The following is a 15,194-nucleotide window of genomic DNA, read 5'->3' on the forward strand; positions in this document are numbered from 1 at the left end:
CATGAATCGTGTCATCAATCATCCCGACTACGTCGTCGAGGACATGCTGCGCGGGATCGTCGCCGCGCATCCGGCGCTCTCGCTCGACGCCGACAACCCGCGCGTGATCGGCGTTGCGAAGCCGGCGCCGGGCAAGGTCGGCGTCGTCACGGGCGGCGGCTCGGGGCACGAGCCCGCGTTTCTCGGCTACGCGGGGCCGGGGCTCGTCGATGCGGTGGCGGTCGGCGAGATCTTCTCGTCGCCGACCGCGAAGAGCTTTCTCGACGCGTTCCGGCGCGCCGATCGCGGCGCGGGCGTCGCATGCCTGTACGGCAACTACGCGGGCGACAACATGAACGTGAAGATGGCGGTCAGGATGGCGGCCGCGCAGGGCATCGACGTGAAGACCGTCGTCGCGAACGACGACGTCGCGTCGGCGCCGCGCGACGAGCGCGCGAAGCGGCGCGGCGTCGCGGGCGAGATCCTGATGTGGAAGGCGGGCGGCGCGAGGGCGGCGGCGGGCGGCGATCTCGACGCCGTGGTCGCGAGCGCGAAGAAGGCGATCGACAACACACGCTCGGTCGGCATCGGCCTGTCCGCGTGCACGATTCCGGCGAACGGCAAGGCGAACTTCCACATCGCCGACGGCGAGATGGAAGTTGGCATCGGTCATCACGGCGAGCACGGCGTGCGCGTGATGCGCACGGTGAGCGCGAAGGACATGGCCGCGATGATGCTAGACATCGTGCTGCCGGATTTCCCGCTCGAACGCGGCGAGGAGGTGGCGGTGCTCGTGTCGGGGCTCGGCGCGACGCCGCTGATGGAGCAATACATTCTGTACGCCGAAGTAGCGGAACGGCTCGCGGCGGCGGGGCTGAAGATCGGTTTTCGCCTCGTCGGCAATCTGTTCACGTCGCTCGAGATGATGGGCGTCACGCTGACGATCACCCGGCTCGACGACGAGCTGAAGCAACTGTTCGCCGCGCCGTGCAGCAGCATCGGCCTCACCGTGGGAGAACGCGCATGAATACCGCCACCGTTCAGCGCCTGCCGCTCGCCGGCGCGGGTTTCGTCGTGCGCGAACTCGTCGACGTGATCCAGCGCAATCGCGATCACCTGTCCGAAATCGATGCGGCGATCGGCGACGGCGATCACGGCATCAACATGAGCAAGGGCTTCGGCCAGTGTGGCGCGCGGCTCGACGCGCGCGGCGCGACGAGCCTGCCGGATGCGCTCGACGTGTTGTCGACGTCGCTGATGGACGGGATCGGCGGATCGATGGGACCGCTTTACGGCAGCTTCTTCCTGGATTTCGCCGCGGCGCTCAAGGGGCGCGACACGCTCGACGCGGCGCTGTTCGGGCAAGCGTTGTCCGCGGGGTTGGCCGGCGTGCAGGCGATCAGCGATGCGAAGGTCGGCGACAAGACGCTGATCGACACGCTCGCGCCCGCCAATGCCGCGTTTCACGAGGCGCTGCGCGCGGGCGACGATTTCCGGCACGCGCTCGCCGCGATGAGCGCGGCCGCCGAGCGCGGCAAGGAATCGACGCGCTGGCTGCAGGCGAGGATCGGGCGCGCGTCGAGGCTCGGCGAGCGGTCGGTCGGCACGCTCGATGCGGGTGCGACGTCGTGCTGCCTGATTCTGTGCAGCATCGCGAGCTCGATCGGCGCGCGGTTGAACTGAAAGCGGGCAGGCCGCTGCGTCAGCGCGCGAGCGTCTTGAGGAAGAACGCGACCCGCTCGGTCTCGCCGAAGCCGAGTGCGCGGTGCAGCGCATGCGACGCGGCGTTCTCGGGCGGCCGGCTCGACGAACACGCGTGCGAGGGCGCGTCGCGCTGCTGCGCGATGTCGCGCGCCTGCGCGGCACGAATCGTGAAAGAGGGCGGGGGGTGCGTCAAGCTGCCGCGGTTGCCGTGCGTGCGGCGTTCACCGCGTGCGCGACGCGCTCGACGAAATCGCGGTCGACGCTCATGAGCGCCTCGTGCTTGCCGTCCGGCATGTCGACGATCAGCCGGTGCGTGACGTCCTGCGTCGTCCATGCAAGATAGCCGACGACAACGAGCATCACGCCCGCGACGAGCAGCGCGCCCGAACCGAACGTGCCGCCCGCGGCCGCGGCGGCGGCGCCGGTCAGCGAGATCGCGCACGGCACGATCTTGTTCTTCCTGACGGTGCGAACCTCGACGCCGCGGATCTCGCGCAGTGCGAAAATTTGACCTGCGGCGGACAGGCTGTTGCGCGTGACCGTGACGCCGCGTTCGTTGAAGGCGTTTTCCATCAAAAAGGGTGTGAATCGAAAACGCGCAGCGTAGCAGATTTGACCGACGTATGAACGGGACCCGGCGACGCACGGATCGAGACCGAAGACGAACGGCGCGGCAGGCGGCCGGGAAATAAACGGTAATAAAGCGAAAAAAGCGACAGCAACGATCGTCGGCCGGCTCTTCGCGCGATCGGGCCGAATCGCGTCTTGCCGCATCGCGCGGCATCGCGCGTCGTTGTGGTACGGCTTACGCGCCGCGGGCCGGCGAACGCCTGCGCGCGGTCAGTACAGCGCGGTGCCGCCTTCGTACAGGCGGCCGGGCACGTGCGACGCGACCGCCTCGGCGATTTCCGCCTCGGTGCTCTCGGCCGGCACGATGCGCCGACGCGCGGGCGCATCGAGGTGCATCGTCCATTCGACGAGCCGGTATGGGCGCCCCCACGGGCGCTGCATCGCGATCGACACGCGGCAGCTTTGCACCGGGAACGCGTGCTCGTGCGTGAGTAACGTGCGCAGGCTGCTGAAAACGGTATCTTCGACCATCGTTTCCTCCGATCCTGTCTTGCGTTGGACGGTCTTCGCCGCCGCAATCCGGATAAAAAAAAGCCGCCGATGCTCAGGCGGCCAACAGGGGGGGTGTGAGCATCCTCTCAACCCAGAATTAAGCGAAACTTAAAAGCGGCAAAAAAAAACGCCCCGCGCGAGGCGGGGCGTTTTTGCCGTAGTGTGCCGCGAGTTGTCGAGCAAATGCTCAGAACTTGTGGCGGATACCGACGCGTGCGGCGAACTGGTTCTTCGAACCCGTGCCCGACGTGTTGAAGTAGCTCGTGCTCGAGCCGATCTGCGCTTGCAGGTTGTTGCCCGACGCTTCCTGGTAGATCGCGAGCAGGTACACGTCCGTGCGCTTGCTGAGCGCGTAGTCGAGCGCGCCGTTGACCTGGTTCCAGTGGCCCGAGTTCGCACCCGACACGCGCGAGTACGTGTAGCCGACGCCGGCCGACAGCGCCGGCGTGAACGCGTACTTGCCGCCCGCTTCGTATGCGTTGTACGTCGTGCTGCCGCCCGTGACCGGCTCGAGGCGCGTGTTCGTCCACAGCGCCCAGAGGGTTGCCGGGCCCCAGATGTAGCGGCCGCCGACGCCGAAGCTGCGCAGGTCGCGCACGTTGCTGATCGTCAGGTTCGCGATGTTGGTCGTGAACGCAGGCGTCGCCTGGCCCGGATAGCGGATGTCGGTGTACGCGGCGCCCAGGCCGATCGGGCCGTTCGCGTAGTTCAGGCCGAAGCTGTATGCGCGCGACGAGCCGGGCGTCGTCGTCGTGCCGTTCGTCGTCGCCGGCGCGCCCGCGAACGACGTCGAGTTCGAGAAGCCGTACAACGCGCCGAACGTGAAGCCCGCGTAGTTCGCGCTCTGGAACTTCACCGCATTGTTGATGCGGCTCGACGTCAACTGGTCGATGTCGTTCACGTGGTACGCGTAGTTGCCCGCGACCGTATTGCCGCCCGTCGAGTAGTTCGAGCCGAGGATGTCGGTCGTGAACGAGTACTGGCGGCCGAACGTCAGCGTGCCGGCGTCCTTGTGCGACAGGCCGACATAGGCCTGGCGGCCGAAGATCGCGCCGCCCTGGCCGATCGTGCCGTTGCCGCTGTTGAAGCCGTTTTCGAGCACGAAGATCGCCTTCAGGCCGCCGCCGAGGTCTTCGGTGCCGCGCAGGCCCCAACGGCTGCCCTGGGCGATGCCGTCGTCGTACTTGAAGAGCTTGCTGCTGCCGCCTGCGCTCTTGCTGTGGTTCACGTAGCTGACGCCGGCGTCGATGAGGCCGTACAGCGTCACGCTGCTTTGTGCGTGTGCCGCGCTCGCGGTTGCGGCGAGGATAGCGGTGGTCAACAGTTTCTTGTTCAAGGCAAATCTCCGAGCAGTAAGAATGTTTGCGGTTCCGCGGCGCTCTTTAAGGCGTTTGGAAGGGGAACGGAAGCGCACTGTATCGACGGGGCGCTTAATGAATATGACAATTGCTGTCATGTTCACAGTGTGTCGCGCCCACGCCACACGTGATGATGGCGATTTGCGCCGGCCGCGTTATGCCGATTTCGCTGGTTGATTGACCGGGCGCAGGAATATATGTATGAAAATTGCTTGGTTTGTCCGTTCGGCGCCACATGCGACGATGCGCGCTTTCCACATGACGGGATGCGAGGACAAGCGATGCAACGATTTGCTTCGATCATCCGCCGGGCGGCCGGCGGCGCAGTGCTGGCGATCGCCGCGACGCTCGCGCATGCGGGCGGCCCGGCGCTGAAGATCGGCACGATGAGCGGCCCCGACGCGCAGATCTGGGCGGAAGTCACGAAGGTCGCCGCGCGCGACGGGCTCGCGATCAAGGTGATCGAATTCAACGATTACGTGCAGCCGAACGCGGCGCTCGACGCGGGCGACCTCGACGCGAACGGCTTCCAGCACCAGCCGTTCCTCGACAGCCAGATCAGGCAGCGCGGCTACCGGATCGTGAACGTTGGGCTGACGTACACGTCGCCGATGGGGTTCTATTCGAAGAAGCTCAAGTCGCTGAAGGATCTGCCCGTCGGCGCGAAAGTCGGGATCCAGAACGATCCGTCGAACGGCAATCGCGCGCTCCTGCTGCTGCAGAAGTACGGCATCGTCAAGCTGAAGCCGGGCGCCGGCGCGAACGGCGTGAACGCGACGCCGCTCGACGTCGCCGAGAATCCGAAGAAGATCAAGCTCGTCGAGCTCGACGCCGCGCAACTGCCGCGCGCGCTGCCGGACCTCGACGCGGCGTCGATCAATACCGACTACGCGGTGAAGGCGGGGTTGTCGCCGGTGAAGGACGCGATCGCGATCGAGGATCTGAAGGGCCCGTATGCGAACCTGATCGCCGTGCGCGCGCAGGACAAGGACAAGCCGTGGGTGAAGAAGCTCGTCGCCGCGTACGAATCGGACGACGTGCGCAAATTCATCGAAACGAAATTCAACGGCGCGATCATTCCGGCGTTCTGATGAACAGGCCGACAGGGGCGGACGGCGCGCTGCGCGCGTCCGAAGGCGCGGCGGCGCGCGCGGGTGGGCGATCGCTCACCGCGGCATCCGGCCGCGGCTTGCCGCGTGCGGCCACGATCCATCGCGATCCGCTGCGATCCGTTGCGATTCGCCAGGACCCGCCGCGGATTGCCACTGCTTTGCGACGGACGCCGACCGGTCCGTTCAGGCCGACAGCAGCGACCCGGTGCGGATCGGCGTCGCGCCGGCGATCCGCGCGACTTCCATCCCGGCCGTCGCGAAACGCGCGATCTGCCGCGCGTACAGCACGCCGGACACGCTGCTCTTCAGCGTGACGACGCGATCGGTCAGCGGATCGACGATGTCAGCCACGTCCTGGCCCGCCTCGATCCACACACCCACCGGCGTGCGGAACACGATCACGCCCGACACCGGCGCGACGAGCGGATCGGTGCCCGCGAGCGGTGTTGCCGCGAATTCGAGCGGCGGCTGCGGCGCGGGCGTGCCATCGATCGCGCCGCGCAGCGTCAGGTATTCGACAATCGCCTGCGCGTCGTGCTCGGCGAGCTCGTACGACACGTCGCGCTCGCTGCGCAGCTCGACCGTCACCGAGATCGTGCCGTTCGGGATCGGATGGCGCTCGCCAAAGCGGCTGCGCAACTCGGACCAGCAGAAGCTGTGGATCTCGTCGAACGGATTGCCGACCGAGTTCAGCGCGAGCAGCGACGCCTTCGCGCCCAGATAGCGCGACAGCGGCTCGACGTTTTCCCACAGGTCCGGATTCGTGTAGATGTGCATCACCGCGTCGCAGTCGCAGTGCAGGTCGAGCACGATGTCGGCGTCGTACGACAGACGCTGCAGCGCGAGCCGCTGCGATTCGAGCTCGGTGCGCGGCTTCTGCTCGGCGAGCGCCTCGCCCATCGCGCGTCGCACGGCGGCGAGGTTCGCGCTTGCGTCGTGCGTGAGGTGCCCTTCGATGCGCGGGATCACGAGCGCGGCGAGGTCATGGAAATTGCGGTTGAAGTTCTGCATCGAGCCGAGCTCGAAGCGGCCGAGATGATCGCCGAACACGTGCTGCGCGAGGCCGATCGGGTTCGCGACCGGCACGACGACGATCTCGTCGCGCAGCCTGCCCGCCGCCTCGAGCACCGCGAGCTTGCGGCGCAACAGCGTCGCGACGAGCATGCCGGGCAGTTCGTCCGCGTGCAGCGACGCCTGGATGTACACCTTCTTCCCGCTGCGCGGGCCGTAATGAAAACTCGTGATGTGGCGCGCCGTGCCGACGGCCGGCGAGATCAGCGGATGGGTCTGCGTTTGCATGATGGGAGGCAGCGGCGCAGCCGCCGCGGCGTCGTTCGATGTCGGTGAATGAACGATTGTACGTGGATCGTCGCGGCTGCACCAAGCTTGTGCCGGCCGATTGCGGTTTTTCTGCTCGATCAATGACTTGCGTCGAAGTCGGCGCACGCGCCGGATCAAAATTATGACGATTTTTTAATCGATACACTGTTTGCCGCAGCACGTGTGGGGCGTCGATTTTTTTCGCCGCGCGAACCGCGGCGGCTCAGGCTCGGCCGAGGATCGATCCTATGTCAGTGAGCGAATTGCAGTGGCCGGGCAGCCGGGCCGGCGAGCCCGTCGCGCGCGGAAAAACCGCCTATCTGCCGTACATCGACGGTCTGCGCGCGTGGGCGGTGCTGTCCGTCATGCTGTATCACCTGGACGCGCGCTGGCTGCCAGGCGGGTTTTCCGGCGTCGACATTTTTTTCGTGATTTCCGGTTTCGTGGTGAGCGCGTCGGTCGCGGACCGCGGGTCGATGTCGTTCGGGCAATTTCTTTTGTTTTTCTACGCGCGGCGCATGCGGCGGATCCTGCCCGCGCTCGTCGCGGTCCTGCTCGCGACCGCGCTGATCTCGACGCTCTTCATTCCGGCGTCCTACCTGAGCGACCGGAACCGGACGACCGGGCTGCTCGCGTTCTTCGGCTTGAGCAACGTGATCCTCGGCGCGCCGGGCGGCGATTATTTTTCGCCGAAGGCCGAATTCAATCCGTACACGCATACATGGTCGCTCGGCGTCGAGGAGCAGTTCTATCTGCTGTTCCCGCTGCTGTTCCGGACGTGGCTCGCGGGCGGGAAGCGCCGATACGTGTCGACCGCGCTGTTCGCGGCGGGGCTTTGCGCGTCGCTGGCGTGGAGCGTCTGGACAGGCCCCGCGAAGCACGCGCAAGCGTTCTACCTGATCTTCGGGCGCTTCTGGGAACTCGCGGCGGGCGTGCTGCTGTATCAGTGCGTCGCGCGCTTCGGCCGCTCGCCGGGCAAGCCGGCGGCGCGCGCGGCGGCGGCTTTCGGGATCGGAGCGGGCCTGTGGGCGTCGGCGATTGCGGTGCTGGCCGGATGCGTCGCATCGAAGCCGGCGCTTTATCCGTTTCCCGGCGCGATCGTGCCCGTCGCCGGCACGCTCGGGCTGCTCGGCCTGCTGCACGGGCGCGCGCGTGCGGGCCCGATCGCCGCGGTGCTCGAGCACCGCGCGCTGCGGTTCGTCGGCAGGATGTCGTATTCGCTCTATCTGTGGCATTGGCCGGTCTTCGTCGTGTTCCGCTGGACGGCCGGGCTCGATTCGGCAGGCAGCAAGGCGAGCGCGCTGCTCATGGCGTTCGCGCTGGCGAGCGCGTCGTACCGTTTCGTCGAGACGCCGTTGCGGCGCGGCGCAGCGGCGCGCCGCGCGCCTCGCTTCGCCGTGCTCGCGTGGGGAGCGGGCGCGATGGCGGCGGGCGCGGCGTTCTCGTCGATGCTGGCCGTCGCGCAGCCGCAGCTCTCGCTCAGCACGGTCGCGCGGCATCGGCTCGACTGGTATCCGTACGGCATCGATACGAACGCCGCGTATCCGGGATGCGTCGCCGACGTCGACGAGCGCGACGTGAGCGGCGGCAAGCTATGGATCTACACGCGCAAGCATTGCGGCCGGCCGCCGGAAAGCAGGCATCGCCTGTTCGTGATAGGCGATTCGCACGCGATGGCGTATGCGGGCATGTTCAAGCAGTTCGTCGTGCGCACGGGCATCACGGTCTATTCGTACAACAACGCGGGCTGCCCGTTCGTCAGCCTTCAGCCGTGGCGCGAGCGCGGCGATCCCGGGTGCCGCCGGTACGGCGACGCGGCGCAGAACGACATGCTGTCGAGACTCGAGCCGGGAGACGTCGTGTTTCTTCCGTCGCTTCGGCTGCCACGGCTCGTCACGCAATGGGCGTTCGTCGGCGACGGCGACGCGCACCGGCTGTCGTTCGGCCGCGAGGCGGCGCAAGCGCGCGAACGGGCGATTGCCGATGCGATTGCCGTGTTGGGGGACATCGAGCGAAGAGGCGCGCGGATCGTGCTGGAAGCGCCGCCGCCCGTGTTCCGGACGGTGCCGTACCGCTGCTCGGACTGGTTCAATCGGCGCAATGCGATCTGCGCGCGTGGCCCGCTCATCAGCCGCGGCGAGATCGACGCGCTACGGGCGCCCGTGCTGGCGGCATACGCGCGGATCGCGGCGCACGTGCCGGACGTTCGTGTATGGGATCCGCTGCCGCTTCTGTGCGGCGAGAGGACGTGCTCCGCGTATGACGGCGCGCGGCCGCTGTTTTTCGACGGCGATCACATCAGCGGTTATGGCAACCTGCGCGTGCTGCCGGGTTTCGAGGCGTTCATGCGCGAGTTGATGGAGGCTGCGTAGCGGCTTGTAGCGGCTTGGCCGGCCGGGGGCGGCAATCGCATGAAAAAAACGGGCTTCGCCGCGAAGCGAAGCCCGTTCCCGCCGCGACCGCGGCGCGCCGCATTGGCGCGCCGCCCGCGCGCCGGCTTACTTGCCGTAAACGTCGAAGTCGAAGTACTTCTTTGCGATCTTGTCGTACGTGCCGTCCTTGCGCATGTCGGCGATCGCCTTGTCGATCTTCGCCTTCAGGTCGGTGTCTTCCTTGCGCAGGCCGATGCCCGCGCCTTCGCCGAGCGTCTTCGGATCGTCGAGGTCCGTGCCGGCGAACGCGTAATCCTTGCCGCGCGGCGTCTTCAGGAAGCCGATGTCGGCCTGCACCGCGTCCTGCAGCGCCGCGTCGAGGCGGCCCGCGATCAGGTCGGCGTAGACCTGGTCCTGATTCTGGTACGGCTGCACCTTCACGCCCTTCGGCGCCCAGTGGACCTTCGCGTAGGTTTCCTGGATCGTGCCCTGCTCGACGCCGACCGTCTTGCCCTGGAGCGACTCGGCCGTCGGCATCAGGTTCGCGCCCTTCTTCGTGACGAGGCGCGTCGGCGTGTTGAACAGCTTCGACGAGAACGCGATCTGCTCTTCACGCTGCGGCGTCATCGACATCGACGACAGCACGCCGTCGAACTTGCGCGCCTTCAGCGCCGGGATCATGCCGTCGAAGTCGTTCTCGATCCACACGCACTTTGCTTTCACACGCTTGCAGATCTCGTTGCCGAGATCGACGTCGAAGCCGACCACCTTGCCGTCCGGGCCTTTCGATTCGAAAGGCGGATAGCTCGCGTCGACGCCGAAGCGGATCGTCGACCAATCCTTCGCCTGCACGCCGCCTGCCGACACCGCCAGCAGGGCCACGGTCAAAGCCGCCAAGATTTTTTTCACTGTCATTCCTTGTGTAGTTCGATGGTTGCGCGCGGTCGTGCCGCGGTGCGCTTCGGCCCGGCGCGGCTGCGGCCGGGCTGACTGGTGCCCTCGTCCGGTGCGGGACGAACGGTGCGCCAAGATTACCAAGACAAAATAGCCGGAGGCTGCTTAGTAGAAGCCCCGATAGCGATCGGGCGAGCGCCGCGGCGGCCTGTGCGGCGCGGCGTGCCGTTGCCGGCTGGGGAATGATCTACGTCAACGTTTCGTCGGCCGCCTGCCGCAGGCAGGCGATGAACTGCGTGACGGCGGGTGTCGGCAGCAGGTCTCGGCGCGACAGGATCGACAGGGCGTAGCTCGGCAGCATGTCGTCGAGGCGCGCGGCGCGGATGCCGAGCGGCGCGACCATCGCCGCGAGCGGCTTCGTGAAGCAGCCGATCACGTCCGAGCGCGCGACGAGGCCGAGCGTCACCGCGAACGACGACAGCGCGCGCAGCCGCCGCTGCGGCAGCGGCAGCCCGTGCGCGTTGAACATCGACATCATCACGCTGTGCGGGAAGTGATCGGCGCCGGCCGTGACGATCCATTCGGCGTCGAGCAACTCGGCGAGCCGCCGAGCGCCCGCGAGCGGATGGCCCTCGCGCATCGCGACGACGAATTGCGTCGAGCACAGCGGCAGTTGCGCGAAGTCGCGCTCAAGCGCGGGGATGTGGTGGATCGCGGCCAGGTCGAGCTCGCCGTTGCGCAGCCGCGCGAGCGCGTCGGGCACTGTCATTTCCTCGAGCGATAGGCTCACGCGCGGCATCATCGCGCGGAACTTCATCACCGCGCGCGGCAGCGCGGTGAGCGCGATCGACGGCATCGTGCCGATCGCGATGCGCCCGGACTGCGCCCGGACAGCTCGCCGCGCGCTTGCTCGACCGCCTCGACGGTGCGGCGCATGTCGCCGAGCTCGCGCGCGGCGGCGCGCAGGCTCTTGTGATGGGCGGCGGAGACGAACACCTACAGATGCTGGAGCTTCATGACGGCGAAGGCGGGGTGATAACCGCAGTTTATCGCGGTGAAAAAAACGGCATCTTATTGAACCGTTATGGCGTTGCTATAGTGACCCGTTTCCGCGCGTCCGATTGCCCGGACGCCGCCGTCACGGAGCCTTTCGATGAACGACGCCCGCTTTACCGAGGTCGACGACCTCGCCCCGCTCGCCGACGAACTGCGCGAGATCCGCCATCGCATCCACCGTCATCCGGAACTCGCGTACGAGGAGGTCGAGACGGCCGCGCTCGTCGCCGGCAAGCTCGAGGCGTGGGGCTGGCAGGTGACGCGCGGCGTCGGCGCGACGGGCGTCGTCGGCACGCTGCGCGCGGGCGACGGCGCGCGCAGCATCGGCGTGCGCGCGGACATGGACGCGCTGCCGATCGCCGAGGCGACCGGGCTGCCGTACGCGAGCGCCGTGCCCGGCAAGATGCACGCGTGCGGCCACGACGGCCACACGACGATGCTGCTCGGCGCCGCGCGGCGGCTCGCGCAGACGCGCAACTTCTCCGGCACCGTCCATCTGTATTTCCAGCCGGCCGAGGAGCACGGCGTCGACAGCGGCGCGAAGCGGATGATCGACGACGGCCTCTTCGAGCGCTTCCCTTGCGACGCGGTATTCGGGATGCACAACCATCCGGGTGTCGAGCCGGGCGTGTTCCTCACGCGGCGCGGGGCGTTCATGTCGGCGGGCGACAAGGCGGTGATCGACGTCCACGGCGTGGGCGGCCACGCGGCGCGGCCGCATCTGGCGGTCGATCCCGTGGTCGTCGCGGCGAGCATCGTGCTGGCGCTGCAGACGATCGTCGCGCGCAACGTCGATCCCGCGCAGCCCGCCGTCGTCACGGTCGGCTCGCTGCACGCCGGCACCGCGAACAACGTCATTCCGAGCCGCGCGCGGCTCGAACTGTCGGTGCGCTCGTTCGATCCCGCGGTGCGCGCACTGCTCAGGCGCCGCATCGCCGAGCTCGTCGACGCGCAGGCGGCGAGCTACGGCGCGAGCGCGAGCGTCGAGTACATCGAAGGCTATCCGGTCGTCGTCAATTCGCATGCCGAAACCGATTTCGCCGCGCAGGTCGCGAAGGAACTGGTCGGCGAGCGCAACGTCGTCGAGCAGGCCGACATCCTGATGGGCAGCGAGGATTTCGCGTTCATGCTGCAGCGGCGGCCGGGCTCGTTCGTGCGGCTCGGCAACGGCGCGGGCGAGGACGGCTGCATGGTGCACAACCCGAAATACGACTTCAACGATCGCAATCTCGTGACGGGCGCGGCGTTCTGGGCGCGGCTCGTCGAGCGATATCTGGCGCGATGCGAGACGGGCACGGGAAGGGCATGAGCGACGAATGGCCGATGCCGGTTGACCGCTCGCGGGCCGGTTGCGATTGCAGCTTACGATGCGCCGCGCGCGTCGGCAACGCACGCCCGCCGTCGGCCGATCGAAGCCGATCGAAGCTGGACGGACCGGCGAACGCCGATGCTGATCGCGCCCGTCGGCATGTATCTGCGCCGCCGCCTCGCCGACGACGCGCCGGGTGCCGGCCACCACGGGATCGATGGCGGCGCGCTGCGCGAGTTGTTCGCGCAGCACGGCCGCACGGTGCTGCTGCTGACGCTCACGGTGACGGGCGGCACCGTGTCGACGTACATCCTGACGTTCTACATGCCGACCTATGCGATCCACACGCTCGGCCTGCCGATGAAGCTGTCGATGTTCGTCGGCGTCGCGTCCGGCTGCGTGATGCTCGTCACGTGCCCGCTGTTCGGCTGGCTGTCCGACCGGATCGGCAGCCGGCGCCTGCTGATCTTCGTCGGGCGCGGCGTGCTCGTCGCGCTGCTGTTTCCGGCATTCGCGCTGATGAACCGTTATCCGTCGCTCGCGGTCGTGATGCCGCTCACCGCGCTGATGCTGCTGTTCTACTCGATGGGCTCCGCGTCCGCGTTCGCGCTGATGTGCGAGTCGTTTCCGCGCCGCGTGCGCGCCACGGGCATCTCGATCGCCTACGCGCTCGCGGTGACGCTGTTCGGCGGCGCCGCGCAACTCGCCGCGACGTGGCTCGTGCGCGTGACGGGCAGCAAGCTTGCGCCGGCCGCGTATGTGGCCGCGTGCGTGATCGTGTCGCTCGTCGCGGTCGGGATGCTGTGCGAGACGGCGGCGGAAGCGGTCGATTGAGGCCGGCGGGGCGGACGGCGGGGCGGCGCGCGAGCAATTCGCGGCGCGCCTTCGTCAGAGGCGGGACGCGACGCGGAAAATGGGAAAAGAAGACGGCAGATCGGCGCCGACGAATCTCGACGCTCGGCCCCGAACTTCGAGGCGCGCTTGGGGGCTGGGGGGCGGAGCATATTGGGCATGGCGTAAAGGTAGCGCCCGAAGTCTGAAGCATGGGGCCGGAGCCGGGGCTGGAATTGGAGCTGAGGCCGAATCCCGAATCCATACCCTCGCTACCTGCCGCGCCGCCCTATCCCCGCTCCCGCGCACCCGGCGACCGCGCGCCGCAAGCGCGCAGGATCAGCCGCACGACTTCGTCGGTCGTCGCGTCGAACGCCTTCGCCGCAAGCGCGCGCTTGCCGGACAGCGCGACGATCTGCGCATCGAAGTCCGCGTAATGCTGGGTCGTCGCCCAGATCATGTAGAGCAGCGTCTTCGGCTCGACCGGCTCGATCAGCCCGCGCGCGATCCAGCGCTCGATCAACGCGATCCGCGTATCCATCCACGGCTTCACGCGCTCGAGCAGCAGGTCCTGCATGTGCGTCGCGCCGCTGATGATCTCGTTCGCCCACACCTTCGAGCCGAGCGGCCGCTCGCGCGACAGCGCCATCTTCGCCCGCACGTAGCCGCCGAGCGCGGCGACCGGATCGTCGCAGACGTCAAAGCTGTCGGCGGCGGCATGCCAGTCCTCGAGCAGGTCGTCGAGCACGCGCCGGTACAGCGCGAGCTTCGTCGGAAAGTAATAGTGCAGGTTCGCCTTCGGCAGCCCGGCGCGCTCGGCGATCCGCGCGGTGCTCGCGCCCTCGAAGCCGCGCTCGGCGAACACCGCTTCCGCGCACGCGAGCAGGTGCGCCTCGTTCAGCTCGCGGATGTGCGCCTTGCGCGCGCGGCTCGGCGCGCGCGCCGCTTTCGTCCGGGCGCGCGGCGCGGGCGCGTCGGGGGGCGTCGTCGGATCGTCGTGTGGCATGGCGTGCGCTCGTGTCGGCGGCAACCGGAGGCCGACATTGTAGACGCCGCGGCGTCCAGCGGACGCGTCGCGGCCTGCCGGCGGGCGTCCGGCCGCGGATTTGCGACAGCTTTTTTTAATTCATTGAATTCACGGCGCTAATGCGCTATAACCTGACCATTCGGACAGGATTCGATCGGCGAGCGGCGCTGCTTGATAAGCAAAACAAAGATAGGGCCGTGCAAGCGCCGCTGAGCCGTTCTGGCCGAAGATGAAGTGGAGAGTGCGCGCTTGGGGGCGGGGCGGCTCCCAAGCGCGCTTGTGTCAGCCGCGTCGCGCGACGAGTTGCGACACGGTCTGCGACGCTTCCAGCAGCGGATCGAGGAACGCCTTCACCATCTGCTTCGCGGTGTGCCGCTGCGCGTTGCCGCTGATGTTCATCGCGGCGATCACCTGCCCGCGCCGGTTGCGGATCGGCGCCGACAACGAAATCAACCCCGCTTCCAGTTCCTGATCGACGATCGCCCAGCCCTGGCTGCGCACGTGCGCGATTTCGTCCTTCAGCGCGACGGGATCGGTGAGCGTGCGCGGCGTGTACGCGCGCAGCGTGCTTTGCGCGAGCGTGTCGTCGAGCGCGGCGTCGTCGAGCGACGACAGCAGCACGCGGCCCATCGACGTGCAGTACGCGGGCAGCCGGCTGCCGATCGACAGATTGATCGTCATGATCTTGTGCGTCGGCACGCGCAGCACGTATACGATTTCGGTGCGGTCGAGCACGGCCGCCGAGCAGCTTTCGTGAATGCGCTCGGACAACTGCTCCATCACCGGCTCCGCGAGATTCCAGAACGGCATCGACGTCAGATACGCGAACCCGAGATCGAGGATCTTCGGCGTGAGCCGGAACAGGCGGCCGTCGGCCTCGACGTAGCCGAGCGTCTGCAGCGTCAGCAGGATGCGCCGCGCGCCCGCGCGGGTCAGGCCGGTCGCGGACGCGACCTCGGTGAGCGTCTGCTCGGGGTGCTCCGCGTCGAACGCGCGAATCACCGCGAGTCCGCGCGCGAACGACTGGACATAGGAGTCGCCGGGTTTGGCCTGAAATTCTGTGCTCATGGCGGGTGGGAATGATGTGCAGCGGAGAAGATTAGCGCATGG

At 67.7% G+C, this 15,194-nt stretch carries 12 protein-coding genes and 3 pseudogenes; 6 read left to right on the forward strand and 9 right to left on the reverse strand.

The genetic code is table 11. The features are described 5' to 3' along the window. Position 1 precedes the first annotated feature (1 nt). A complete protein-coding gene (locus WT16_RS25185; RefSeq protein WP_015603786.1) occupies positions 2–1,006 on the forward strand; it encodes a dihydroxyacetone kinase subunit DhaK in 1,005 nt (334 codons plus the stop codon). Next, positions 1,003–1,662, forward strand: a complete 660-nt coding sequence (gene dhaL / locus WT16_RS25190; RefSeq protein ID WP_063534483.1) for a dihydroxyacetone kinase subunit DhaL — start codon at positions 1,003–1,005, stop codon at positions 1,660–1,662. Before WT16_RS25185 ends, dhaL begins: the two co-directional genes overlap by 4 nt. Positions 1,663–1,681: 19 nt before the next feature. Here the strand turns inward: dhaL and WT16_RS33965 are convergent. The 4 genes and pseudogenes from WT16_RS33965 to WT16_RS25210 form a co-directional block, all read right to left on the reverse strand. Continuing rightward, positions 1,682–1,777 (reverse strand): annotated as a pseudogene (locus WT16_RS33965) (N-acetyltransferase); the annotation flags it as partial. A gap of 95 nt (positions 1,778–1,872) precedes the next feature. Beyond that, positions 1,873–2,256: a DUF6232 family protein gene (locus WT16_RS25200; protein WP_063534485.1), complete on the reverse strand. Its 384-nt coding sequence runs from the start codon at positions 2,254–2,256 to the stop codon at positions 1,873–1,875. 267 nt (positions 2,257–2,523) lie between these two features. Further along, positions 2,524–2,784, reverse strand: a complete 261-nt coding sequence (locus WT16_RS25205; RefSeq protein ID WP_006029036.1) for a DUF2866 domain-containing protein — start codon at positions 2,782–2,784, stop codon at positions 2,524–2,526. Positions 2,785–2,992: 208 nt separating this feature from the next. After that, on the reverse strand, positions 2,993–4,141 hold the full coding sequence (locus tag WT16_RS25210; protein WP_015603693.1) for a porin: 1,149 nt from the start codon (positions 4,139–4,141) through the stop codon (positions 2,993–2,995). Between the two features lie 303 nt (positions 4,142–4,444). Here WT16_RS25210 and WT16_RS25215 point away from each other — a divergent pair, with 303 nt between their 5' ends. After that, positions 4,445–5,254, forward strand: a complete 810-nt coding sequence (locus tag WT16_RS25215; protein ID WP_006029034.1) for a MetQ/NlpA family ABC transporter substrate-binding protein — start codon at positions 4,445–4,447, stop codon at positions 5,252–5,254. A gap of 204 nt (positions 5,255–5,458) precedes the next feature. On the opposite strand, the gene WT16_RS25220 is transcribed toward WT16_RS25215, so the two are convergent. After that, positions 5,459–6,574, reverse strand: a complete 1,116-nt coding sequence (locus WT16_RS25220) for a succinylglutamate desuccinylase/aspartoacylase family protein (RefSeq protein WP_009914239.1) — start codon at positions 6,572–6,574, stop codon at positions 5,459–5,461. 269 nt (positions 6,575–6,843) lie between these two features. Between WT16_RS25220 and WT16_RS25225 the strand changes: the two genes are divergently transcribed. Further along, positions 6,844–8,967 carry an acyltransferase family protein gene (locus tag WT16_RS25225; RefSeq protein ID WP_063534486.1) on the forward strand — a complete coding sequence of 708 codons (2,124 nt, stop codon included), beginning with the start codon at positions 6,844–6,846 and terminating at the stop codon, positions 8,965–8,967. A 126-nt stretch (positions 8,968–9,093) separates the two neighbouring features. Here the strand turns inward: WT16_RS25225 and WT16_RS25230 are convergent, their stop codons facing one another. Beyond that, a complete protein-coding gene (locus WT16_RS25230; RefSeq protein ID WP_015603626.1) occupies positions 9,094–9,876 on the reverse strand; it encodes an ABC transporter substrate-binding protein in 783 nt (260 codons plus the stop codon). A gap of 232 nt (positions 9,877–10,108) precedes the next feature. Beyond that, positions 10,109–10,857, reverse strand: a pseudogene (locus WT16_RS25235) (LysR substrate-binding domain-containing protein). A gap of 157 nt (positions 10,858–11,014) precedes the next feature. Between WT16_RS25235 and WT16_RS25240 the strand changes: the two are divergent. Both WT16_RS25240 and WT16_RS25245 read left to right on the forward strand, forming a co-directional pair. After that, a complete protein-coding gene (locus WT16_RS25240) occupies positions 11,015–12,226 on the forward strand; it encodes a M20 aminoacylase family protein (protein WP_063534487.1) in 1,212 nt (403 codons plus the stop codon). Between the two features lie 138 nt (positions 12,227–12,364). After that, positions 12,365–13,060: pseudogene (locus WT16_RS25245) on the forward strand (MFS transporter); the annotation flags it as partial. A 286-nt stretch (positions 13,061–13,346) separates the two neighbouring features. Here the strand turns inward: WT16_RS25245 and WT16_RS25250 are convergent. Both WT16_RS25250 and WT16_RS25255 read right to left on the reverse strand, forming a co-directional pair. After that, entirely contained in the window at positions 13,347–14,063 is a 717-nt protein-coding gene (locus tag WT16_RS25250) for a TetR/AcrR family transcriptional regulator (RefSeq protein ID WP_015603543.1), read from the reverse strand. Between the two features lie 303 nt (positions 14,064–14,366). Continuing rightward, positions 14,367–15,152: an IclR family transcriptional regulator gene (locus WT16_RS25255; RefSeq protein WP_006029026.1), complete on the reverse strand. Its 786-nt coding sequence runs from the start codon at positions 15,150–15,152 to the stop codon at positions 14,367–14,369. Between the last annotated feature and the right edge of the window lie 42 nt (positions 15,153–15,194).

The organism is Burkholderia sp. MSMB1589WGS, assembly GCF_001636105.1.
GTDB classification, from domain to species: domain Bacteria; phylum Pseudomonadota; class Gammaproteobacteria; order Burkholderiales; family Burkholderiaceae; genus Burkholderia; species Burkholderia humptydooensis.

Bases quoted from the DNA above. Each gene is read 5' to 3' on its own strand.
- WT16_RS25215 (WP_006029034.1), top strand. From the start codon at position 4,445: ATGCAACGATTTGCTTCGATCATCCGCCGGGCGGCCGGCGGCGCAGTG.
- WT16_RS25185 (WP_015603786.1), top strand. From the start codon at position 2: ATGAATCGTGTCATCAATCATCCCGACTACGTCGTCGAGGACATGCTG.
- WT16_RS25240 (WP_063534487.1), top strand. From the start codon at position 11,015: ATGAACGACGCCCGCTTTACCGAGGTCGACGACCTCGCCCCGCTCGCC.
- WT16_RS25255 (WP_006029026.1), bottom strand. From the start codon at position 15,152: ATGAGCACAGAATTTCAGGCCAAACCCGGCGACTCCTATGTCCAGTCG.
- WT16_RS25205 (WP_006029036.1), bottom strand. From the start codon at position 2,784: ATGGTCGAAGATACCGTTTTCAGCAGCCTGCGCACGTTACTCACGCAC.
- WT16_RS25220 (WP_009914239.1), bottom strand. From the start codon at position 6,574: ATGCAAACGCAGACCCATCCGCTGATCTCGCCGGCCGTCGGCACGGCG.
- WT16_RS25250 (WP_015603543.1), bottom strand. From the start codon at position 14,063: ATGCCACACGACGATCCGACGACGCCCCCCGACGCGCCCGCGCCGCGC.
- WT16_RS25225 (WP_063534486.1), top strand. From the start codon at position 6,844: ATGTCAGTGAGCGAATTGCAGTGGCCGGGCAGCCGGGCCGGCGAGCCC.
- dhaL (WP_063534483.1), top strand. From the start codon at position 1,003: ATGAATACCGCCACCGTTCAGCGCCTGCCGCTCGCCGGCGCGGGTTTC.
- WT16_RS25200 (WP_063534485.1), bottom strand. From the start codon at position 2,256: ATGGAAAACGCCTTCAACGAACGCGGCGTCACGGTCACGCGCAACAGC.